Annotated in this window: 14 protein-coding genes and 1 pseudogene; 3 read left to right on the forward strand and 12 right to left on the reverse strand. The window is 60.2% G+C overall.

Annotated elements, in window-relative coordinates; genetic code table 11:
• Positions 1–40 precede the first annotated feature (40 nt).
• The 3 genes from flgM to AC09SL_RS09470 all read left to right on the forward strand — a co-directional run bounded on the left by flgM (position 41) and on the right by AC09SL_RS09470 (position 1713).
• Positions 41–358 (forward strand): flagellar biosynthesis anti-sigma factor FlgM, encoded by a 318-nt coding sequence (gene flgM / locus AC09SL_RS09460; protein ID WP_053124375.1) that lies wholly within the window; start codon positions 41–43, stop codon positions 356–358.
• 48 nt (positions 359–406) lie between these two features.
• Positions 407–874 carry a flagella synthesis protein FlgN gene (locus AC09SL_RS09465; RefSeq protein ID WP_058544889.1) on the forward strand — a complete coding sequence of 156 codons (468 nt, stop codon included), beginning with the start codon at positions 407–409 and terminating at the stop codon, positions 872–874.
• A 92-nt stretch (positions 875–966) separates the two neighbouring features.
• Positions 967–1713 carry a flagellar brake protein gene (locus tag AC09SL_RS09470; RefSeq protein ID WP_058544888.1) on the forward strand — a complete coding sequence of 249 codons (747 nt, stop codon included), beginning with the start codon at positions 967–969 and terminating at the stop codon, positions 1711–1713.
• Between the two features lie 62 nt (positions 1714–1775).
• Here AC09SL_RS09470 and AC09SL_RS09475 read toward each other — a convergent pair whose 3' ends face one another.
• The 12 genes and pseudogenes from AC09SL_RS09475 to AC09SL_RS09530 all read right to left on the reverse strand — a co-directional run bounded on the left by AC09SL_RS09475 (position 1776) and on the right by AC09SL_RS09530 (position 23706).
• Complete coding sequence (locus AC09SL_RS09475; protein ID WP_058544887.1) at positions 1776–3149, reverse strand: MFS transporter; 1374 nt, start codon at positions 3147–3149, stop codon at positions 1776–1778.
• Between the two features lie 70 nt (positions 3150–3219).
• The gene (locus AC09SL_RS09480; RefSeq protein ID WP_175360040.1) at positions 3220–4461 is read right to left on the reverse strand and encodes a glutamine synthetase family protein; all 1242 of its coding nucleotides are present in this window, start codon (positions 4459–4461) and stop codon (positions 3220–3222) included.
• Between the two features lie 331 nt (positions 4462–4792).
• On the reverse strand, positions 4793–5485 hold the full coding sequence (locus AC09SL_RS09485) for a sensor histidine kinase (protein WP_058544885.1): 693 nt from the start codon (positions 5483–5485) through the stop codon (positions 4793–4795).
• Positions 5478–7085 (reverse strand): tetratricopeptide repeat-containing response regulator, encoded by a 1608-nt coding sequence (locus AC09SL_RS09490; protein ID WP_058544884.1) that lies wholly within the window; start codon positions 7083–7085, stop codon positions 5478–5480. The genes AC09SL_RS09485 and AC09SL_RS09490 overlap by 8 nt, the downstream gene beginning before the upstream one ends.
• Positions 7086–7197: 112 nt before the next feature.
• Positions 7198–7962, reverse strand: coding sequence for a hypothetical protein (locus AC09SL_RS09495; RefSeq protein ID WP_226920974.1), 765 nt, complete (start codon positions 7960–7962; stop codon positions 7198–7200).
• Between the two features lie 52 nt (positions 7963–8014).
• The gene (locus tag AC09SL_RS09500; RefSeq protein WP_217501195.1) at positions 8015–8635 is read right to left on the reverse strand and encodes a GAD-like domain-containing protein; all 621 of its coding nucleotides are present in this window, start codon (positions 8633–8635) and stop codon (positions 8015–8017) included.
• Positions 8636–8692: 57 nt separating this feature from the next.
• Positions 8693–9313, reverse strand: a complete 621-nt coding sequence (locus tag AC09SL_RS09505) for a hypothetical protein (RefSeq protein WP_058544883.1) — start codon at positions 9311–9313, stop codon at positions 8693–8695.
• A 2-nt stretch (positions 9314–9315) separates the two neighbouring features.
• Positions 9316–11283 (reverse strand): annotated as a pseudogene (locus AC09SL_RS09510) (hypothetical protein); the annotation flags it as partial.
• Positions 11284–11626: 343 nt separating this feature from the next.
• Positions 11627–12355, reverse strand: coding sequence for a hypothetical protein (locus AC09SL_RS09515; protein WP_058544898.1), 729 nt, complete (start codon positions 12353–12355; stop codon positions 11627–11629).
• Between the two features lie 11 nt (positions 12356–12366).
• A complete protein-coding gene (locus AC09SL_RS09520; protein ID WP_479571943.1) occupies positions 12367–21471 on the reverse strand; it encodes a two-partner secretion domain-containing protein in 9105 nt (3034 codons plus the stop codon).
• A gap of 45 nt (positions 21472–21516) precedes the next feature.
• Complete coding sequence (locus AC09SL_RS09525; RefSeq protein WP_003204758.1) at positions 21517–22035, reverse strand: toxin-activating lysine-acyltransferase; 519 nt, start codon at positions 22033–22035, stop codon at positions 21517–21519.
• A gap of 9 nt (positions 22036–22044) precedes the next feature.
• Positions 22045–23706, reverse strand: coding sequence for a ShlB/FhaC/HecB family hemolysin secretion/activation protein (locus AC09SL_RS09530; protein ID WP_064107041.1), 1662 nt, complete (start codon positions 23704–23706; stop codon positions 22045–22047).
• Between the last annotated feature and the right edge of the window lies 1 nt (position 23707).

Here is a 23707-nt window from a genome sequence, read left to right on the forward strand (position 1 = left end):
AAAACATGGCAAGCGTCCAAATACCCAGAGGTTTTTTACCATGGTCATCGATTTCAATCGTTTAAACAGCTCTTCACCGCTGACAGGCACTACGCGTACCAGCGCCACCAAGGAAACCGTCGAAACCGACAAATCCGCGCCGCTGTCTACACCCGCCGAACAGGTCAGCAACGGGGAGTCGGTACACCTCAGCAATGAGGCTCAGCAGTTGCAGAAGGTCACTGACAAGCTGCGCGATCAACCTGTCGTCGACAACGCCCGTGTGGCCGAGTTGAAAGCAGCCATCGCCGATGGCAGCTACAAGGTCGACAGCAACCGCGTAGCCAGCAAACTGCTCAACTTCGAAGCCCAGCGCTAGGCCGCCGCCTGCGCCAGGCTTTTGGACGCTTAAGACCCAAGGCCCGCCATGCACGACACTCATTTGTTGCAATTGATCATCGACGACTTTGTTCCAGCGCAACAATTGCTGGAATTGCTGCAGGCCGAATCCGTGGCCTTGCACGGTCGCGACATGCCTCTGCTGGAGAATATCCTGGCGCAGAAACAGGCATTGATCATCCTGCTTGACCAGCATGGCCGCAAACGCAGCGAGATCCTCGCCAGCCTCAACCTGCCCGCCAGCCATGACGGCCTCGAGCAACTGGCTGGTCAGTCGACGATCGGCGATCAGTTGCTGTCCCAGAGCAAAGCGCTTAACGACCTGCTCGCCCAATGCCAGGCAACCAACGCTCGCAACGGCCAGTCGATCCTGATGCAGCAGGCCGCCACCGCCAACCAGTTGCGCATCCTCAACGGTGGCGAGATCCCGACGCTGTATGACGCTCGCGGCTCGACCGCCAAAATGGTCAAGCACCGCCCGCTCAGCCAGGCATGAAACGAACAATGCCTTCGCTCTATCAACGCGCGATACATGCTGGCAAAATGCCGGCCATTCGTAGTCGTATTTTGCCTGGAGATTGACTCACCGTGTTCAATGCCTCAAACGCGGATGATGCTCCGCAGCCACCCAAGGTCCTCACCACGCCGCTGGAAATCTCCGGCAACCTGCGGATGCTGCAAGAGAGCCATGACCCACTGATCATTACCTTCCACGAACGTAGCCAGCGCTTCCAGAGCTATCTGGTCAATGTCGATCGCGAGACCAACTCCATTGCCCTGGATGAAATGATTCCCCGGGACGGCGAGCGTTTCCTGCTGGCCGGTGAGCCTTTTCGTGTCGAGGGTTTCCATGACGGCGTGCGTATCGCATGGGATGGCAAGGGCCCACTGACTATCGATGAATCCAGCGACGGTCGCTGCTATCGCGGCGCCCTGCCCGACGAAGTGGTCTACCACCAACGTCGCAACGCCTTCCGCGCCGCCCTGAAACTGGCACAACTGGTGAACGTTGAACTGGGCGGCGACAAGCTCAAGTCCCCGGTGGATGGCAAGCTGCTGGACATCTCCGCCACCGGTTGCAAGTTGCGCTTCGAGGGCGACATCACGCAGCGACTGCAATTGGGCCAGGTGTACGAGCGCTTCATCGCAGCCCTGCCTTTTGGCAACATGACCGCGCCCGTCGAGCTGCGTTACCTGCATTTCGAAGAAAGGATCAACACCACGTTCGCCGGCGTACGCTTCCACAACATCAGTGGCCTGGTGCAACGGCAGGTCGAGCGGTTCGTCTACCAGCTCCAGCGAGAAGCCCGGCGCTTCGATAAAGACGACCTCTGATTTTCGATGCGTAGAAAAACGGGCAGTCCCTTGCGGTGACTGCCCGTTTTTTTATGACTGGCTCAAGGCCTGGCCTGAGTGAAATCGGGAGTCGGCGGCTCGTCGCTCGCCTCCTCGGCGGCCGTTTCCTCCATGACGGGTTCTTCTTCGACCGGTTCTTCCATCGGCACAGGATCGACGTGCATCTGCTCCTGCACCACTTGTTCGTCCACCCGGGGATCGAGGCACGCCACCAGCGGCGAACTGGACATGCTGTCCGGCATCGCCACGTGATGCAGCGGTGCGTCGTCGACCTGATGCAGGTTGGTCACCGCCTTCGGCCGGATTCGCCACACCAGCACCAGGGCGAAGAAGGCAAAAAAGGCATAGAGCATCTGGCTGCCGAACATCTTCATCAGCACCCCTGCTACCAGCGGTCCGATACTGGCGCCAACCCCATAGGTCACCAGCAGCATCGCGGTCAGGGATACCCTTCGATCAGCTTCGACGTGGTCGTTGGAAAACGCCACTGCCAACGGATACAGGCAGAACTGCACCAGCGAACAGAAGAACCCCGCGACGAACAGCACCTCCAACGGCACCGCAGGAAGAATCGCCAACGGCAGCGCACAGATCGTCAGGACCAGCGCAAAGCAGCGGATCAGCAGTGCCCGGTCATATCGATCGGACAGCCAGCCCAAGGGCCACTGCACCAGCAGCCCGGCGAAGATGCAGCTACCCATGAACAAACCCACCTGCTCGGTCGACAGGCCCTGCTGAGAGGCGTACAGGGGCGCCAGGCCATAGAACGAACCGACGATCAACCCCGAGCCCAGCACCGTACTCAAGGACTGCGGCACACGCTTGATGAAGAAGCGCGGCTCCATGGGCGCCGGATGCAGCGCCGCCGGGTGAATTCGCCGGGTCAGCGTCACGGGCACCAGGCACAAGGCGAAGCACAGCGCTACCAGCATCAACAGCTCAGGGCCCAGGGCCGGGTGCATGACCAGAATCAACTGACCCAGCACCAGCCCAAGGTATGAGGCGATCATATAGCCGCTGAATACCACCCCACGCTGCTTGGCATCGGCTTGCTCGTTGAGCCAGCTCTCGATGACCATGTACTGGCACATCATCCCCAGGCCGACAATCATCCGCAGCACGATCCAGGCCGGCAGCCAATCCACCAGGCCATGGCCCAGCACCGCAGCCCCGACGATCCCGGCGCAAGCCGAATAGGCGCGGATGTGGCCGACGCGGGCGATCAGCCGGTGGCCGATCTTGCCACCCAGCACCAGGCCGAAATAGTTGGCGGCCATAAGCGCACCGACCCAGAGGCTGTCCACATCGTCGGCGGCCAGGCGTAACGCCAGGTAAGTACTCAAGAGGCCCGAGCCGATCAACATCATCAGCGAGGCGAAATAAAGCGCTCGAAAAGGTTTCCAGATTTGGCGCATCGGCGTTCCGAGCGGCTCCTTGAGGTGAGTAAGGGCTACCTGTTGAAGATAGCCCGAATGCGACGGTTCGTTATGCCTGGGCCGCGAGGACACGCCGCTCCCAGGGCGTGATTTCATCGAAGAAGCTGGTCAGTTCCAGGGTCTTGGAGGCGATGTAGCCTTCGATGAACTCCGTACCGAACAGTTCCTTCGCCAGATGACTACGCTTCAGACGCTCCAAGGCGGCATGCAAGGTACATGGCAACGAGAGATTATCCGGCACCTCGAATTCGCCCTGGATCGCCGCGCTCGGCTCCAGCCGATGTTCAATCCCATACAGCCCGGCGGCCAGGCTGGCGGCAATCGCCAGGTAGGGGTTGGCATCGGCTCCCGGCAAGCGGTTCTCGACCCGCCGGGCCACCGGCGAACTGGCGGGAATCCGCAACCCGGCCGAGCGGTTGTCATGGGACCAACAGGCATTGTTCGGTGAGGCGAACGGGTGGCATAGGCGCTGGTAGGAATTCACGTTCGGTGCGAACAACGCAGTGAAGTCCGCCAGGCACGCCTGTTGCCCACCGATGAAGTGTCGGAAAGTCGCGGTCGGTTCGCCCGCTTCGTCGCTGAAAACATTGCGACCGCTGTGCGCCTCGACAACGCTCTGGTGGATATGCATCGAACTGCCCGGCGTGTGAGCCAGGGGCTTGGCCATGCAGACCACGGTGAGCCCGTGCTTGAGGGCCACTTCCTTGAGCAGGTGCTTGAACAGGAAGGTCTGGTCGGCCAACAACAAAGGGTCGCCGTGCAGCAGATTGATCTCGAACTGGCTCACGCCCATTTCATGCATGAAGGTGTCGCGAGGCAGGCCCAGCGCCGCCATGCATTCATAGACTTCACTGAAGAACGGACGCAGGCCATTGTTGGAGCTGACGCTGAACGCCGAATGGCCGTCTTCGCGACGTCCATCCAGGCCCATCGGCGGCTGGAACGGCTGGGTCGGGTCCGGGTTGGGGGCGAACACGAAAAATTCCAGCTCGGTCGCCACCACCGGCGCCAGGCCCAGGGCTGCATAACGTGCGACAACGGCCTTGAGCTGGCCGCGTGTCGAAAGCCGGGAGCTTTCACCGGTCAACTCGTCGGCGTCGCAGATCGCCAGGGCCCGGGGCTGTAGGCTCCAGGGCAGGCGATGAATCTGTTTCGGATCGGCCACCAGCGCCAGGTCGCCGTCGTCACTGCCGTAAAAACGCGATGGCGGATAACCGCCCATGATGCATTGCAGCAGCACGCCCCGCGCCAACTGCAACCGCCGGCCTTCGAGGAACCCCTCGGCGGTCATCACCTTGCCCCGCGGCACGCCATTCAAATCCGGCGTGACACATTCAATCTCATCAATGCCCGTCAGTCGCTGCGCGAGTGAACGCTGGCCATCGGTCGTCATGACGCAATCCTTGTTATGTGCGAGCCGCGAACGGCAACCCGTACAAAATAGGCTTCGGCTGTTCGGAATATCAAGCACCCACAGACAATTAAATCCTGTGCAATACGAGTGGGAGCGAGCTTGCTCGCGATGGCGTCGGCTCAGTCAATATTGAGCTGACTGATGCACCGCTATCGCGAGCAAGCTCGCTCCCACAGGGGATCTGTGCTGTTTTTTATAAAGCGCACGCTCAGGGCAGGTAAAGCCGGAACACCCCACCACCCAACACACCGCCATTGGCAATCTCGGTACGCCCGCTCACGCCACCGCGCTGGTGCAGCCCGGCGATCCGCGCGGCGAAGTACAGGCCCAGCCCGGTGCTGCCGCTGCTGTGGTTGATGCCCTGCACATACTCGGCCTGACGCTCGATCATCTCTGGCGGGTAACCTTCGCCGTCGTCATTGATCGTCAGCACCAGTTGCCCGGCCTCATCGCTCACACTGATCAGCAGCGCCTGGCGCGCATGGCGAATGGCGTTGTTGATGCAGTTATCGAGCACCGAAGCGACCAATTCGCGGTCGAAAAAGCCCAGGGGGCTGAGCGGATCGACGTCGTAGGTGACCATGATCCCGCGGCTGCGGAACACGTCCTGATGGCCGGCCAGTTGCGCCTCGATGAAGTCATCCAACTCATGATAGGCCGGGTGCAGCGGCAACTGGTTGACGCCGAGTTTGTACAGCCCCAGCAACTGCACCATAAGGCCATTGAGATGGGCGAACTCGAACTCGATGACGCCTTGTTCCGAGGTCTGGCGCTCGGCGTCGGGCAAGCGCTCGAGCCATTGCGTATGCGCCTGCATGAGCAAGGTCAGGGAGTTCTTCATGTCGTGCACGGTAGACGCGATCACCGTGGAAAAATCGAGGGCCTGTTCGCTGTCATTCATCGCCAAATGCCTTGCTTCGCAGTTTTTGATAACGCGCAAAACGCGCATCGGTGTCGGGCATCATGCCCACCAGTTTCAGGCAGGCGCGGCATTCCTGCAGCAGTTGCGACTCCACGCTGGTGTCGGTGCCATGCAGCAGCGATTGCGCCATGTTCAGGGCAATACTGATGTTCTTCGGTTGCATCTTCAGGGCGCGGCGGAACAGCTCCCGCGCCTGCGGCAACGCGCCAGTCTTGTAGACCCGCACGCCTTCGCGGTTCAACTCGGCGGCGGCATTGCCCTGGTTGAGAATGTTCGGGTCGTCGGTCAGCTTGGCGATGCCTTGCATCACCGTCGGGTCATCACCGTAGATTTCCGCGCAGTTCTTGAGCATCGACTCGCCGGCGCTGGTCTGGCCAAGCATTTGCAACTGCTTGGCCACCAGCAACGCGGCCTCGGCGCTCATGAATTGCTCCATGCCATCGAGGCGCTGCAAGGCCTGTTCGGTGAGCTTTTCGGCGGTTTCGGCATCGTTGAGCAACAGGCTGGTGGCCTTCATCAGCCGCGCCCGGACCTGCAGCCCCGGGTCGTTGAGGTTCTCCTTCGCCACGGCGCTGAGCGTCGTGTTGATCTCCAGCCGGGTGCGGGTGTCGAGGCCTTTTTCGCTGCCCTTGCTGATCAGCGCATGGGCCAGGCCGAGATTGCTTTCCGGGTCCTTGAAGCGCGACTGCGCGCCCTGCCCGACCGCCTGGCGATAGGCCCGGGAAGCCGTGTCGTAGTCTTCGTTGGTCATCGCCAGCTTGCCCAACAACGATTGGCGGCGCACCGCCAGCGGCGACAGGCGCACCGCCTCTTCCAGCACGTGCTGCGCCTGTTTGGTGTCACCTTCGGCCACCAGCACGTCGGCCATGCCGTCGTACAAGGCCGGCATCATCGGAAAGACTTTCAGGGCCTTTTCATAGACAGCCTTGGCCTGCCCCACCTGGCCGCGCTTGAACATCAACTTGCCCAGCCCCGCATAAGCCCACGGCAACGGGCGATCCGCGATGATGGAGTTGTACAGTCGTTCAAGAGCCTCGTTCTGATTCAGGTCGCGCAACGCATCGGCCCGATAACGCAGGCACAACGGCCCGTAGCGCGGGTCCTGCTTGCACAGGGCGATGCAGGCATTGAGCACTTCCATCGGCTTGCCACGATCGAGGGCTTGCAGGATCGGCTTGAGCAGGGTCTTGCGCTGCTCGAGCCGCTCCAACCGCTGGGCCAGGCCAGAGCGGTTGAACGGTTTGGTCAGGTACGCATCCGGCTCATGCTCCAGGGCACTGAGCACCATCGCCTGGCTGGTCTCGGCGGTCACCATGAGGAAAACACTTTCATGGCTGATCAGCTTTTCGACCATCAGGTCTTCCAGCACCTGCTGGCCATTCTTGCGCCCGTCGCCCAGGTGATAGTCCTGCAAGATGAAGTCATAGCGTTTCTGCGAACACATGCGCAGCGCCACTTCACCGGTGTCGGCGGTGTCCACGTCCTTGACGCCCAGCTCACGCAGCATGGAGCGGATCGAACTGCGGAAATCCGAGAAATCATCGACGATCAGAAAACTTTTTTGGTGGTACGCCAGCATCGAGGATGTCCAGGCAAGTAAGAAAATAACCCAATGGCATAACAACGAAACGCCGTGTCACAGCCCCGAGGCGCGCAGATGATAGCCACCAGCCAGCAACGTTCAAGGGTTTTCAGCAACCGCTTGGCCTGGCTGAGTCGTGACGCACATTGCGAGCCGAAACGCTGGAGACAACCGGGCTCATCGGGTTATCGGCAGGGGATGGCGTTCCGTTAAGGGGAAGGTGTTGGATAACCCGAGTGCAGCGGATTGGTTGAACACCCGTGGCGAGGGAGCTTGCTCCCGCTGGGCCGCGCAGCGGACCTGTTTGTTTGGCGGCTGCTGCGCAACCGAGCGAGAGCGACTTGATCTCCGGAAGCGCAGCACCTTGCGAATAGACTGAATAAAGCCAGAGCATGAAAGGTTCGAATCGACGCTGCTCAAGATAGCTCGAATCGACGGCGCCTTTGACGGTCAACATTCCGGCAAGCACATCGGCCACGGATGCAGCCAGATCACGACGATCAACCGTTATCAACCCGGCCAGCAAGCACCCAGCAAGGCTCAACTGGTTAGTCAGGTTGGGGACGGTTTGGATGCCTTGAAGAAAACTCGTTTTGGAGAAAGCCTTGGCCTTGAGCATCAGCGCCCAATAACGGTACATCATCGAGCGCGAGACCTGCTCCCAGCCAGAAGCCTCTCCGTCACTGATCGCGACTTCGCCCCGAATGCCGTGATAAGTCGCCAGCATCCCCAGCGAATCAGCCACATTGTCCAATCCGTTTAATGAGTCGCTGGCAAGGTCCTCATCGATATAGTCGAGCTCTTGAGCCGTCAGGCCTTCCGACTGCAACAGCCAGCGCCGGTGCTGATGAAGCCGGACGTTGATTTCATCCATTTCGATATACTCCTTTACGCCAGTACAACGTCGTTCCGCTTACCGTGCTCACTCAGGAACGAATCTGTCGAAGGTTCGTTAAGTGAACCTCCAAATTGCACTTAACCAACTGATCCAGCGAAGCCGTCCCTCCAACAAACAATGCCGGCTCAAAGCCGTAGACCTCACTCTCGTCAAGTGCCCCCAACTTCTCTAGCGCTCGATCAAATAAAAAATCACCTCGACCATCCTCCAGATCATAACGCTCCTTATCAGACATAGCGAAAAATGTCTGGATGGCTAGATCCGGATCTTTATTAAGAACTTTCAGCTTATTCATCAACGCGACGATAGATCCCGTCGGACATGAAACAACAATTTTCTGATTGTATTTCTCGCCCCAAGCATACAGCGTTCCAAAAGCACTCCGAGCAATAACGTGGTAATTATCTATCTGCAAAAATTCAGTACCGGATAACCATATATCGAGCAGGTACTTGTAATCGTCTGGGTCCACCGTCCAGAAAAGACCATTGGCATACCCACACCAACCTTCTTTCTGCCAATAGGTGAGCAACGCGTCCGGTAGTATCCCCCGATATTTCGCAATATGGGAGCCAGGCACCTGCCGATGTGATGTTGCTTCACCCATTACACGAATGAAACACTCAAAATCCTCGTCTCTCACCTCCATGTGATCTCCCGTCGGTAGCTCAATGGTAAATATTATTTATGACTTATCCACTTTGCTTTACCGAGCCACTAAGAACCCACTCCCGGTGAGAGCACACCGTCCTCCGGCTCGCCAGAATCTAAAGTAAGACTCCAAATCAATATCAAATTCAAACAATGGCTGCCCAACGTACCAAGCAAGATAATAATCCGCAGCCAACCCATAGAACGCCTCAAACAGCGCATAAGTCTGCTCAGTATCAGAAACTCTGCTCCCCCTGATTGCATCCCCAATCTCATCAAACAACCAGTAATGAGGAATATCTTGCTGAAGCCAGTGATCCATATCGTGACCATCAACAAAAAGCACCTGGGCATTCTCACAAATCTTTAGAACTTCAGAGTCACCGAGCACCCCGCATACTCTTTCTTGCTCCTTGAGCCACTCCCGGCCTAGCTGAATTAATTCGCCCTCTCCAACTTTAAGTTTTGGCAAGAGATACAGAGACTTCTCCATATCTCCAGAGGCTAGAACGCGCTCGGCTCTATCAACCAGCTCTTCCGAAAACGGAAAATAGCTGAATATACGTCGAAGCTCCTCGGAACCACTGTGCGCTTTCAACAATCCCAAGAAGTGAGATTTATCGAAGACTGCCCTGCCTTCACAGAAGGCGCACCAGTCGGACAATAAAGACTTCATACCTATTTCCCTCCAGCCTTTGGTAGAGGTGGTAATAAATTAGGATCTATTTTCCACCTACTTTGAAGGGAAAGAATTCCCAAATTAAACTCATCAAGAGATTTACTGTTATCGATAACGGCTTTTAATTCATTATGAAAAGTACCAGAAGCGTAACCGCCATGACCGCCAGGCTTACCGTCGATAGGACTGATCCATTTCAATTCAGTCGTCTTGGTTCTGAACCTCTGGATCTCGTCCATCGGCACTCCCCATTTTTTGAAGTCAGGAGCCCGACACACCATACACCACTCATGCAATCCACCTGGTTGTCTTATCCTTGCTTCTATCGCGTCACGAGCTGCCTTGTTTTGCCACAAAACGTCCAATTCTGCCGAAGATAATCCATCGAACCAACGATTGAACTCCCCTCCCCGGACGCTCGGAACCTTGCCATCAGGCAATAACTGCTCCAAGGAACGAACGGGCTTATCTACTGTTGCTTTTGCTCCAACACTGTACTCCCCAGGGTTCTCGACAACCTTCCCATTAACCGTCGTCGTGCCAGGGCCATACCCCCCCTCAAGTTTCTTGCTATACGCCCCCTCCACGCTGCTCCACTGCAGCGGCTTACCAGCCGACACTTCAGCTTTCGCAATTTTGGCCATATCGGCCATCTTTTCAAGCCCTTCCGCCCCCACCTTGATCCCGGTCTTCGCCAACGCCACGCCGCCCTTGGCCGCCGTGCCGACGCCCGTCGCGATGCTGCCGACCTGCCAGACGAGTTCGCCAATGTCCTGCCCCAGTTGCACGGCGCGATCATCACCCCCGTTCTCCAAAGCGTCTTTGACACGGTCAAGTTTGGCGTTGAGTTCGTTGACCACGCCATCGCCGAACTGCTTGCGGGCCTCGGGGTCGTTGATCAGGGCCTTGAGGCCGTTGATTCCATCAACCGGATGGAGGAGGAACTGCGCCAAGCCTTCGACGTCGCTCCAACCCGCCTGCACCAAGCCTTTGCCCACGCCGAAGCGGGTCAGGACGTCTTGTTTCTGATTGATGTACGCCCACTTGGCGATCACTTGCGCCTTGGCCCCTAAGCCGTCAGCTGCGTCGTATTCCTTCTCCGCCTGAACCAGTTGCTGGGTCGCCAGCCAGTTGTTGTCCACCGCTGCGCCGGCCGCGCTGTTGGCGGTAGCCGGGTCGAGCGAGGAACTGGTGGCGGCCAATCCGGTGACAATGCTGACGATCAGGTTGCGCTTGGCTTCGCGCTGGGATTCGCTTTCATCGGGGCTGGCTTCGGAGAACAGGCCGGTGAGCAGGCTCGACGCCGCCGCGCCTGCGGCACCGCTGCCACAGCTCTGGCTGCTGGCGGCGGCGCCAGCGCAGGCGACGATGCCGTGCAGGGCGGCGTGCAGCGGCGAGCCTTCGGTGAGTTTGCCGTCCGCCACCAGGTCGCCGATGTAGCCGGCGCCCTGCTGCTGCACGTAATTGACCACCAACCCTTGAACGAAGGCACTGTTGCCGCCACTGATGTTGCCGCTGGCCGCGCCCACCAGGGCGGTGGTGATCTGCCGGTAGGTACCGCCCGCGCCCCACTTGTCGGCGATGCCGCTGGCTTCGGCGTTCAGGCGCTGAGCGTTGCCGAGCAGCGCCAGGCGTTCGGTGTCGGTGAGTTGGGCGTTGGGGTCCAGGGCCGCTGTCTGAGCCGCCTCGGCCTGTTTGCGCTTGAGGTCGACTTCCTTGGCCTTGTTGGCGAGCAAGGTGCTGGCTTCGTTGGCGAACGCCCCGACGATCTCGAAACCGGCACGGATTTCGTCTTCGTCGAAGATCGGCTTGAGCGTGTTGGTGGTGTCGCGGTCGCTGGAGACATCGCGGTTGAGGCTGGCGATAGTTTGCTCGCCGTTCTTGCCGGTGCGCTTCTGTTGCTCGGCGTCGTTGCTGATGACGATGGTGCCGCCACTGATGCCGCTGCGGGTGACGCTGCTGGCGTTGCCTTGCTGGTCCTTGCCGACTCAAAAAAGGGGATTTATTTGGAAATCTAAGAAATTAAATCATCCGCCCTTTCCAATAAATAAATCCCCTTTCTCAGTCGTAAGTGTGATCCACCTGACGCAACTCATCGGCAAGTTGTGTGCGCTGATAGAGAGCATTGGCACACCTGAATGGTACTCGACGTCCCGGACCACCGCGCGAGCATCATTCGAGATGCTTGTCCATCCTGATGTGAATGTTGCTGTAAAAGTCGCATCATTTGCTGTTGGTGCACCGTTCCCCGTCACTTTGATTTCACCAGACAGTTGTCCAGTCGCAGGTCCTTTTGCACCATCTAAACCGTCAATTTAACCCAAATAAAATCTGCCTGAGAGCACATTGTTTTTCTAGGGTTGAACCATCAAAAAAAACCTTATCAGACGCTACAACTTTAAAAAAACCACCACAATCATAAACTTTGAATCCTTGGCTTTCCAACAACGAAATACTGGAAAATCTATCCATACTAACTCTCTCCCAGAAAAGATTACCCAGCCACATAGTGCTTCCAATCGCCTCAATATATCCTTGTCTGAGCACGTTACGCCCAGGATTCCCTGATGTATCAATTTCCATCTGATCCAAGGGAGGAGGCAAGCCATTAGACTTCATTGGAAGACCTGAAAGAGAGCGACCCGCGCATTCATACTCTAGAGGGTCTGTAGCGTTCTGCCAAAAATCATATTCGACATCAGAAACCCACGCTTGAATAAAACCTTCCGCACCGAGAATAGGCCCTATTTCCTCTTCCAACTCAGTATTATTATAGTTCTCTGATTCTTCTAGCACTAAAAAGCTATAACCCAGTGCTGGAAGCAACCCGAATCGGAGCTCATACCCACCAGACATCAATCCACTAGGCCATGATTTTTTTTTCAATATTTTCTTTTCAAGCGTTTTGATATCAACCTTGTCCCCATGTAGAAAAAACACCAAAGGGGAAGAAAACTTATTCAAAACCTCTTCAACCAGGGCCAGCATCTGCAAACCACTGATCGAATCAACATCAAAAACAAACTTGAATCGCTTCATCTTTTCAGATCTCACTTAAATTCTTTAACAACCACTTTGACATTATATTCACGGCCGAATTCGATAAGCGACTTAGCAGCAGCCGAACCACCGGGCTGAACTCGCAGATCAAGCACCATATTTGCTGGTACACCATTGACTTTCGCGCCATTTGTCCCTAAATCGATAATATGATCTTGCATCCGGCCTAACCACGTACTTCCTGCCGTATCTACTGACTTCAGACTAACGAGCGTATTACCATTCTGAAAATCAACAAGCGGGAAATATCCATTTTTTTCGGCCCCTACGTTATACCAGCCGCTCTGCGGTGAATACTCAGTTTTAGCAAGGTATGACTCAATCTCTACCCCTCGTTGAGTCGGTTTAAGAGTCCAAACCTTTGAAGGACTTGTTGTGAGTTCTTTTGCCCCAACACTGTACTCCCCCGCATTCTCGACAACCTTCCCATTAACCGTCGTCGTGCCAGGGCCATACCCCCCCTCAAGTTTCTTGCTATACGCCCCCTCCACGCTGCTCCACTGCATCGGCTTACCAGCAGCGGCTTCAGCTTTGGCAATGTTGGCCATATCGGCCATTTTTTCAAGCTCTTTGGCACCCACCTTGATCCCGGCTTTCGCCAGCGCCACGCCGCCCTTGGCCGCCGTGCCCACGCCCGTGGCGATGGTGCCGACTTGCCAGACCAGTTCGCCAATATCCTCGCCCAGTTGCACGGCACGTTCGTCGCCGCCGTGTTCCAGGGCGTCTTCGATACGTGCGATTTTGGCTTTGGCGTCACCGACCATTTCATCGCCTAATCTCTGGCGGGCCTCGGGATCGTCGATCAAGGCTTTGATACCTTTGATCCCTTCAACCGGATTAAGGAGAAACTGCGTCAAGCCTTCGACATCGCTCCAACCCGCCTGCGCCAAGCCTTTGCCAATGCCGAATCGGGTCAGTACTTCTTGTTTTTGGTAAATGAACGCCCACTTGGCTACAACCTGAGCTTTGCCCGTCAGGTCAGCCGCGCTGTATTCCTTCTCCGCCTGAACCAGCTGCTGAGTCGCCAGCCAGTTGTTGTCCACCGCTGCCCCGGCCGCGCTGGTGGCGGTGGCCGGGTCGAGCGAGGAGCTGGTGGCGGCCAGCCCGGTGACGAGGCTGACGATCAGGTTGCGCTTGGCCTCACGCTGGGCTTCGCTTTCATCGGGGCTGGCTTCGGAGAACAGGCCGGTGAGCAGGCTCGACGCCGCCGCGCCTGCGGCACCGCTGCCACAGCTCTGGCTGCTGGCGGCGGCGCCAGCGCAGGCGACGATGCCGTGCAGGGCGGCGTGCAGCGGCGAGCCTTCGGTGAGTTTGCCGTCCGCCACCAGGTCGCCGATGTAGCCGGCGCCCTGCTGCTGCACGTAATTGACCACCAACCCTTGAACGAAGGCACTGTTGCCGCCACTGATGTTGCCGCTGGCCGCGCCCACCAGGGCGGTGGTGATCTGCCGGTAGGTACCGCCCGCGCCCCACTTGTCGGCGATGCCGCTGGCTTCGGCGTTCAGGCGCTGAGCGTTGCCGAGCAGCGCCAGGCGTTCGGTGTCGGTGAGTTGGGCGTTGGGGTCCAGGGCCGCTGTCTGAGCCGCCTCGGCCTGTTTGCGCTTGAGGTCGACTTCCTTGGCCTTGTTGGCGAGCAAGGTGCTGGCTTCGTTGGCGAACGCCCCGACGATCTCGAAACCGGCACGGATTTCGTCTTCGTCGAAGATCGGCTTGAGCGTGTTGGTGGTGTCGCGGTCGCTGGAGACATCGCGGTTGAGGCTGGCGATAGTTTGCTCGCCGTTCTTGCCGGTGCGCTTCTGTTGCTCGGCGTCGTTGCTGATGACGATGGTGCCGCCACTGATGCCGCTGCGGGTGACGCTGCTGGCGTCGTCGCTGGCACTGATGGCGATCGGCATCGTGGCGCTGAGGTCGTTGTCGTTCTTCGGCAGGTCGGTGCCAGGGGTTTGCGTGCCGCCGCTGGTGGCGTTGCCCTGCTGGTCCTTGCCGACTTCGCGATAGCCGCCACCGACGCTGACGGTGCTGGCGTCGTACTCGGCCTTGTTCTTGATGTCGCGGCTGGTGAGGCTGGCGGTGACCAGGCGATTCTTGCCGTCCTGCACGGCCTTGTCGCTGCTGGCGATGACGGCGCCGACCAGGTCGGTATTGCCACCCACGCGAATGTCGAACCCATCATCCCCAGCCTTGATGCCCGATTGCTCGGTCACGCTGGCGTAATTGGAGTCGATATCCGTGGCGCCGAAGCTGCCGCTGACGCCGTTGACCGAACTCATGCCGTAGCAGAACGGCGGAATGCACAGACTGATGCCAACGCCCAGGCTCTTCTCATCAACCACATAGGTGTTGGTATCTTGCAGGCTTTCGATGTTCAGGTCGCCGCCGATATCGGCCAATACCTGCTTGCCGCTGGCCACCGCGCCCTTGATGTTGGTGTCACCGCCGGAGGACAGCAGCAATTGATTGCCCGCCTGGACATGGGTATTGGTGTGGGTGAGCCCATCGCCATCCGCCTGGCCGCGGCTGCCGGATGCACCCAGATCCAGGGTGAAGCCGTTGCGAGCACCGAGGGAGAAGCCGATGCCGATGCTCGCGCTGCTGCCTTTGCTGTCGGTGTTCTGCTTGTCGATATTGCGGGCGGCGAGCAGGTTGATGTCACCGTCCGCCAGCAGGCTGGCGTTGCGGCCAGCCTTGATATCACTGCCTTGCACGGTGATGTTGCTGGCGGCACCCGCCCCCGTGGCACGCAGGCGAATGTCGTTGCCGGCGGTCATGGTCGAGCCGGCCGCGCTGTCGCTGGTGTAGGTGGTGGTGCTTTCGTTCTTCTTGGTGCCCAGCGACAGGCTGATGTTGATCCCGCCCGCCGCGCCCGGGTCCATCGCCACGGCAGTGGCGGCATTGTTGGCGGCCATGACGGCGGTGGCGGCGGCCAGGGCCTTCATGCGCCCGTCGTCGGTTTTCTCCGACGCCCGTTTCATTTGCTGGGACGTCTGGATCGCACTGATTACCGGGTTGGTCACGGTGAGGGTGAACCCGGTCTGCTTGAACAGGGTTTCACGCTCGCGCTCGCGGGTGTTGCGCGCCTCGACGACGTCGATGGTCTGCGCCGTGACGTCGATGTTGCCTTGTGGCGCCGACACCTGGCTGCCCACCTGACGGTAGCCCTTGCCCGCTTCGATCAACACATCGCCAGCGGTCGAGCCGACGGTGCTGGCCACGGCCGTGTGCTCGGTGGTGAGGTCCTTGACGCTTTGTTGCTGGCTGCCCAGGGTGACGGCGATGCCACCGCCGCTGAACAGGCCGCTTTTCTTCACGGACTTGTCATGGCGTTCGCTGCTGCTGGCGGTGTCGGCTTCGATGTTGACGTTGTTGTCCGCCACCAGCACCGTCTGGGTCGTGGACACCACGTTGCTGCCCTTGAGGTTGATGTCGCGACCGGCCTGCACATAGGTCTGCTCGCCGCTCAGGGTGGAGCCCTCGACCGAGGTCTGGCTGATGGTGTCGCGGGTGGTGGTGGTCTTGCTGGAGAACATCCCGTTGCTGCCCTTGACCTTGTGGGCTTCATCGGCGAACTGGTAGTTCTGGCCGGCGGTCAGGTTGACGTCGCGCTTGGCCTCGGCAAATACCGCGCCTTGCTCGCTGGTGACATGGGCGGCGCGGGCGTTGAGGTCTTGGCCGGCGCTCAAGCGCACGTCGCCCTGCCCTTGGACCTGTGAGCCGACTTCGGTCTGGCTGGCGTCCTTGCGCCAGTTGCTGCTGTTCCAGGTCAGCGCTTGTTCGTGCGCTTCGCCGACCGTGGCCAGGTTGATGTTCTTGCCCGCCTCCAGCAACGTACTGCCGTCTTTGCCGGCATTGACCACCTGGGCCCCGGTGAGGTTGAGGTCGTTGCCGGCGCTCACCCCCATCGTGCCCTGGGCACCGCTGACGAACAGCCCGGCCACCCGCGACAGGTTGGTGCGGGTGCCTTGGGCGCTGCTGCTGTCCCGGCTGCTGGAGATGACGTTGATGTCCTGCCCGGCCTTGACCGACAGGCTGTCCACGGCACCGATCAGGCCACCGAGGTTGTTGAGGTTTTCCCGCGCGGCGAGCGATACCTTGTCGGCCTGGATGCGCCCACCGAGGTTCTCGATGTTCTGCGCGGTGATCGCCATGACACTGCGCCCGGCCAGGCTGCCACTGTTGACCAGGTCGCCGGCGATGTTCAGGTTCAACTGCTGCCCGGCAATCAGGGCACCGGAGCCGTTGAGGTCGCCTTCCTGGACCCGTACGTACACCTGCGGCACCAGCACGTTGCGGGTGTCACCATTGGCGAGGGTGACTTGCTTGTGCACCAGCCAGACGATGTCACTGGTCAACTGAGCCATCTGCTCGGAGGTCAGGGCCACGCCGGGCACCAGTTGCCATTGGCTGGCGACGGTCACGGCGTTGTCGATCAGGGCACGATATTGCGCTTCGTCATTGGCGTAGCCGTCGAGGAAACGTCGGCCGGTGAGTTGCGCGATCTGTTCACGAATCAATTTCTGTTCGTAGAAGCCGTCGCCCAGACGTTGTTGCGTCAGGGCTGGGTCGACTTGCAAGCGCTGCAACATGTAGTCCGACGACAGCCAGGTGCGATAGCTGGCAAAACGCGGGTCGGTTTCGATCAGGTAGCTGCTGGTGTTCTGCGGATTGGTGGTGAACAGGCTGTTGTTCGGCAAGGCCAGGGATGGCCCGCCACTGCGAATCTGCTCGGCCACGCCCTTGTTGTTGAGGGTGGTCTGGGCCGCGACCTGAACGATAGGCGCCACTTGATAGGTTCTGCCGACCGGGGCGCTGACCGTGCCCGTGGCGGCTATCTGCTCGCCGACGCCCTGTGTGGCGCGGGCGCTGATCTGGGTGCCGGTACCGTTGCCGGCGGCGTTCTGGGCGAACACGGTCGGCTGCAGGGTGATGTCCTGGATCAAGGGGGCTGGCGTGTAGGCCGTGACGGCCGTTCCCTGATGGTCCCGGCCCTTGCGCTGGATGCGATAGAAATTGCTGACGGTGCCGCTGTCGGTAGTGGTGCGCTGGCCGGTCAGTTCGGTGTTGGTCAGGCTGGTAATGTTGGCCTGCAACAACCCACCGGCAATGATGCGGCTCTTGTCGTTGAGCACATCCCCTGCATTGATCTGCATCGTCCCGCCAGACAGGATCTGCGCCGGTGCCGAAGTGGCGATCTGGGTTTCCTGGACCACGCGGGTGTAGTCGTAGCGGTTCCAGTTGTCTTTGCGACCCTCCGGCGTGTAGAGGTACAGAACTTCATCGTTACGCAAGGAAATCTGGTCGCCCTGGTAGCGGTTCGGCGAACCGCTGAGCTGGAATTCCTGCAAGGCGGTGCGGCTGACTTCCACTTGCTGGGTACTGAAATGTTCGTTGGTGTTACGCACGCTTTGCACATCGAGCGACAGGTTGCCGAGGGCTTCGATGGTCGCACTGGCGTTGGTCAGCACTTGGGCCCGGTCCTGGGCCTTGTCAGTCGCGCTCAGCGCACCACCGATGGCGAGGTCCCCGGCACTGAAGATCAGCGCCTGTTCGCGGTTGTCCAGGGTGCCGGTACCAATGTCCAGCGACTCACGGGCGGCGATGGTCGCGGCGCTGCCGTTCTCATCACGGTTGCTCAACGCCGAAGTAGCGATCGCCAGTCGATCACCATACAGACGTCCGGTGCCCAGGTTGTTGAGTGACAGCGCTTGCACACGCACTTGCTGGCCGTCGATCAGGCCACGGTTGGTCAGGCTGTCGTTTATGCTCAGGCGAACCTGACCGGCGCTGATCTCGCCGCTGGCGGCGTTGTCCAGCGTCTGCGAGCGCACCAGCAGGAGATTGCCTGCCAACAGTTTTCCGCTGTTGTTGAAAGCGCCGTCGGTGCTCAGGTCAACTTTGTTATTGGCCTGAATCTGTCCACTCAAGTCCAAGCCACTTTGCAGGCTGAACGTCAGGTCGCCCAGGCTCAGGGCTCGACCGGTGCCCGCGTAATAGGCTGCATTGAGGGACAACAGGCTGCCAGCGAGCAAGGTCCCGTCGAGGTTGTGCACTGCCTGGCGACGCTGCGCCGGATCGCGATCAGTGATGGTCAGACCGGTCCCCGCGGAAATCAGGCCGCCCTGGTTATCCAGCAACTGGCTGACACCGATGGACAACCCTTCGTCGGCGCGCACGGCACCGGCCTGGTTGCCGAAGGTGTCGAGCGCCAGGCTCATGGCACGGCCTTCAAGGCCTTGGTTGGCACCTTGGGTGGCGCTGTTGTCGAGCACGCCGGCAATCACGCCCAGCGTTCCCGCGCTGCGCACCAGTCCGCCCTGGTTGTTGAGCGTCTCACCCAGCACCAACTGAACATCGCCGAGGCCCTGCAACTGACCACCGCGGTTATCCACCCGGGCGCCTTCGACCTGTACGGTTTTCTCGCCAATGATCTGGCCGCCGCTGCCGTTGGTAAGGTCGGTGGCCTTGAGCACCAGCGCGCCTTTGGCGCCGAGGAAGCCGGCATTGTTGTTGAAATGGGCGCTGTGGATTTCCACCGCACCCTGGCCGCTGATGCCTTGGGTGGTGCCAGACTGAAGGTTGTTCAGCGCCTGGCTGCCGGTGTCGATGAACAGCTTGCCCTTGGCCTGGATCAGGCCTGCCGCATTGCGCAGTTCACCGCTGCGCAGGTCGAGGGTCGCACCGGCATTCAACGTGCCTTGGCTGTTGTCCATCAGCAGGCCGTGGCTGTTCAGGTCCAGGGCCTGGCCACTGATCACCCCGCCCTGGTTATTCAAGCCCTGGGCCGACAGATCGATATCGCCCAGCGCTTCAAGGCGCCCGCCGCTGTTGTTCAATGCATCGGCCGAGACACTGACCAGCAAGCCGGACTTCACCGAACCCAGCACGCCATCGGTGTTGTTCAACTGCCCGGCGATGATCTCCATGCGCTGGGTGGCGGCGAGCGTGCCGCCGATATTGTTCAAGCGATCGAACGTCGCGTACAGCTCACCGCCAGCACTCACGGTGCCTTGAGTGTTATCCAGCGCCTCGCCGCTGACCTTTGTCGTCCCGCTGGCGGCCAGCGTCCCGCCGTCGTTATTGACCTCTTTGTCGGCCGTGACGGTCAACGCACCGTTATCGGTGGCGAGGACTTTGCCGTCCTGGTTGTTAAACGTCCCGACCTTCAGGACCACCGCCCCTGGACTGCTGACTTGTCCGGCCTGATTGTCGAAGCGTTCACGGGCGGTGACCTGCAAGGGCTGCGCGCCGGTCTGGAGAATGCGTCCGCGCTGGTTGGACAGGGTCGTGGTGTCGAGCGTGATCTGTTGGCCTTGGGTCAGGCCATCATCGACCACCACCTCGCGGGCCTTGACGCTCAATGTGCCATTGCTCGCCAGGGTACCTTTGCTGCCAGCCAACTGGCTGGCCTGGATGTCCAAGGTACCTTTGCCGGCGTGCTCGACCTTGCCCTTGCTGTTGTCGAGGCGATCGGCGCCAAGCTTCAGGTTGTTGCCGTTGGAGGCAATACGGCCACCGCTGTTGTCGAGCGTGGCAGTGGCTTTGATCGACGCGTCGGCGGTGCCGGTCTGCACCAGCTCACCGCCGACATTGGCAACATCCCGCGCGCCCAATTGCAGGTTGCCAGCGGTGACCTTGGCCCCATTGGTGCGCAGGGTATTGGTCGCTTTGGCAGTCAGCACCTGGGTCGCATCGACTTGACTGCCACTGAGGTTGGCATCGCCGCCGCTGGCCGTCAGGGTGACGTTTTGACCCAGGGTCTGGCTGCTGCTCAGGTCCAGGTCAGCGGCCTCGACGCTGACATCGCCGCCGGCAAGGTTCTGGCCTTGCGCCTTGACCGTGGTGGCCCGAAACGCGAGGTTGCCGCTGCTGCCCAACTTGCCGTCCGCCCCGACGCCCGCCGCCAGGCTCGAGGCCGTGGTGCTGCGAATGTTCTTGGCGGTCAGTGTCGTGTGGTTCTGGCTGGCAACGGTGCCGCTGTTGTCGATGTCACCGGTACTGTCGAGGCCCAGGTCGCCCTTGGCGTAGAGTGTGCCGCTGTTTTCAACACTGGCGGCATTGATTCGGGTCGCTGTAGCGCTGCTGATCGCACCCTGGTTTTGCAATTTGCCGTCGGCGCTGATCACGACCTCGCCAGCCATGGCGCCGATCTGCCCGGCGTTGCGCACACCCACGCCGGATTCGGTGCCCACCAGCATGATCTTCCCGGCATACATGCCGCCGAGCTTGGCAACGTCGATGGCAACGGTGGGTTTGTCTCCTTCGGTGCCTGGCAGCGGCGTGGCCTGGGTGTTGTCGGCATTGACCTGATTACGTCCGGCGGTGACCTTCAAGTCGTTGGCCCACACCCCGGCGTTGACCTGCACCGAGCGGGCAATCAGGTCCGTGTAGTCGGTCTCGCGGGCATCCAGGCCTTTGCCTTCGATATTGATGGTGCCGCCCTGCACGGTGTAGCCGGTGATGCGACCGTTCTCCAACTGCGCCCGGCCGGTGCTGAGGGTGGCCCGGTCGGCGTTGATGAAGCCGCAACCGTTGCAGGTGATGCCGGCCGGGTTGGCGATCACCACTTCGGCGCGCTGGCCGGCGACTTCGACGTAACCGCGCAGTTGACTGGGATTGCTGGCGTTGACTTCGTTGAGGATGACCCGCGCGCTGCCATTGCCCAACATCGGGTTGCCTTCGATCCAACCGCCCAGTTTCGTCTGGCTATTGCCCGTGCCGTTGTTGAGGATCACCCCCCGGCTATCGACGTCGAACTGGTTGTAAGTGTTGCGCGAGACACCGCCGGCGCTGGGGGCCTGGATATTGACCTGCGGCGTGCCGTTGGCGCTTTGTATCACCATGGGTTGCTGGCCGGCCGGAGCGCCAGGATCGGCGACGATGGTTCCAGCCCAGGCCGGCGCCACGCTCAAGGACACCAGGCCAATCGCGGTCATCAAGGCAAAGCGCAACGCCCCGAGTGTCGCCGTGCAAGCCGCTGCGCTCGTCGTCGGCCCGGAGCGGGTCCCCGGCGCCTTGACTTGGCTGGTGACGTTCTCGGCCACGACCATCAGCAGTCCGCGGGCCTTGTTGAAAACGATTCGGTACAGATGCTTGTTCATAGCAATTCCATTTGCGGAGCCAGCCCGCACGACCAGTGGTTGGAGTTACGCTTCGATTGCCAGTGGGTGGGCGGCGAACCAGGCCTGGGCCTGTTCGGGAATGACCCCGATCCCTTGGAATGTCTTGACCCGCAGGCCGCGCTCATCGCCTCGGTGATAGAGCGCACGGGCGCAGCGATCGATGAAAAGGTGACGTTGCAACAAGCGGCTCAATGCCGCCGTGTGACCAAAGGGAGCGACCCAGTCGTTGAGCCAGAGGCGCTCGCCGCTGTTCCAGTCGTCTTGGGTCAGCGCCAGCGGCGACTGGCGCAGGTAACGTTGCTCTGCCGCCTCGTCGAGGTTGAGCCAGGACAGGTAGAACACCGGCTTGCCGTGCTCGGAGCCGAGCACGAATTGGCGATGCTTGAGGGCCGGCAGCAGCAGCGTCGGCAAGGTGTGCAACGGCGCATCGCGATGGGCCTTGGAATGCATCCACAACCAAGTGGCAGAGCCGAACACCGCGGCTTCGCTCCAGGGTTCATCGATCAGGCCGGGGGCGATAATGTCTAGCGTCTCGAACTGCATGGGATCACCTCAGAATGACCAGATGACGGTGAAGGCGCTGGTCACGTTGGCCGTCTCGAAACCATCGGGTTTCTTCAACGGCGTGCCCACCGACCAGTCATAGGACAGGCCCTTGTAACCACCGCGAATGCCCACCACGGCCCCTGCCAGGCGCTGGCCGATCAGGAACTCACTGGATTGACCGCTGACTTCGCCATAGTCGATACCGGTGTAGAGCTCCTGGCCGGTCTGCCCCAAGGACAGGCCGACCTCGTTGCGCAGGGTCCAGCCACGGTCGGCGGAAAGAATGTTTTCACCATCGAAGCCCCGCACGCTGTAGCGCCCGCCAATCGAGAAACGATCCTGGGGTACCAGCGGCGTACGGTTCCATTGCGCGCGCCAGCCGCCGATGTAGCGCAGTCGCTGATCACCGACCTGGAACGGCACCTGCAATTGGGCATCGGCGGTGATGATCTGCGAGCGAGACGTGCCGGCATCAAAATCTTCCTCGGGTGCCCTGAGCGAATCATGGGCACCGGTGCCGCGACGATAGGCGACGCCCAGGTCAAGAATCGAAGCGCCAATGAACTCCCGATGATCCAACCCCAACTGCCAACCGGCCATGCGGCGTTTCTGGTTGCCGACTTCGGTGTCGTCGATGAAGTTCTCCGACGAACGCGTCCAGAGGCTGCCCCAAGCGGTGGTCTTGCGAACGGCGTCGCGGTACAGCAGGCGTGACAGGCGCACCTCGTTGTTACGACTCTCGCCCCGGTACTGATAGGTCTGGTTGGCGCCAGCGACAGACTGTTCGTAGTTGTATTCGCTGCTGGTGAACCCCAACTGCCAGTAACCGAACGGCAGCGAATAATGCAGCGTGCTGCCATCGGAACCGCGGTGCCCGGACTCGCCGCCGCCCAAGTCATGGTTGACGCTGGCATAGAATAAATCGTTGAGCGACAGCAGGTTGTCCAAGGACAGCGACACGTTGCCCTGGTATTTGCCTGTGCTCTTGCTGCCCGAATTGTCCACCGACAGACTCACCCGGGCGGGGAACCGTTGGCTCCAGGCAATCACCACGTCGCTCTCACCGGGTCTGGCGTCGGCGGCACGGGCTGGCGCGATCTTGATGTCGGCCTCGGCGGTCGGAACGCGCTTGAAGTTCTCCAGCGCCTGTTCGATGTCGCGCAAGTTGAGCAGATCGCCAGGATTGGCCGGCATCGCGTTCCAGGCATTGGCGCGGGAGCTGGTGCCCTCCTCGAAACGAATCTCGCGGATGCGCCCCGGCACCAGGGTCAAGACCAGCACACCGCTGTTCAGGTCCTGGGCTTCGGCGAGCACGCGAGTGGTGACGTAGCCGGCCTCGATGATCGCGTTCTGCATACGCTTCATCGTCAGGTTGATCCCACCGCCACCAAGGCAACGGCCAATGGCGGGGTCCTCCTTGGGGTTGGCGGCGCGCAGCGCCCACTGAAATTTCTCCGACGCCTCGCCAATCAGACGGATGTCATTGATGGCAAAGCAGGGACTTTCCTTGGCCGGCAAGCGATCGGCGCCTTCATCCACGGGTGCTGCCTGCAGGCGCACGTCGGGCCGGGACTCCAACTGATCGCGCAAAACCCGTTCGCGCTCTTGCTGGCGCAGCAGTTCTTCTTCAGGCCCAGCCGCCTGCGCAGCGCTCCACGCCCCCGTCATC

This window comes from Pseudomonas sp. PF05 (assembly GCF_056521845.1).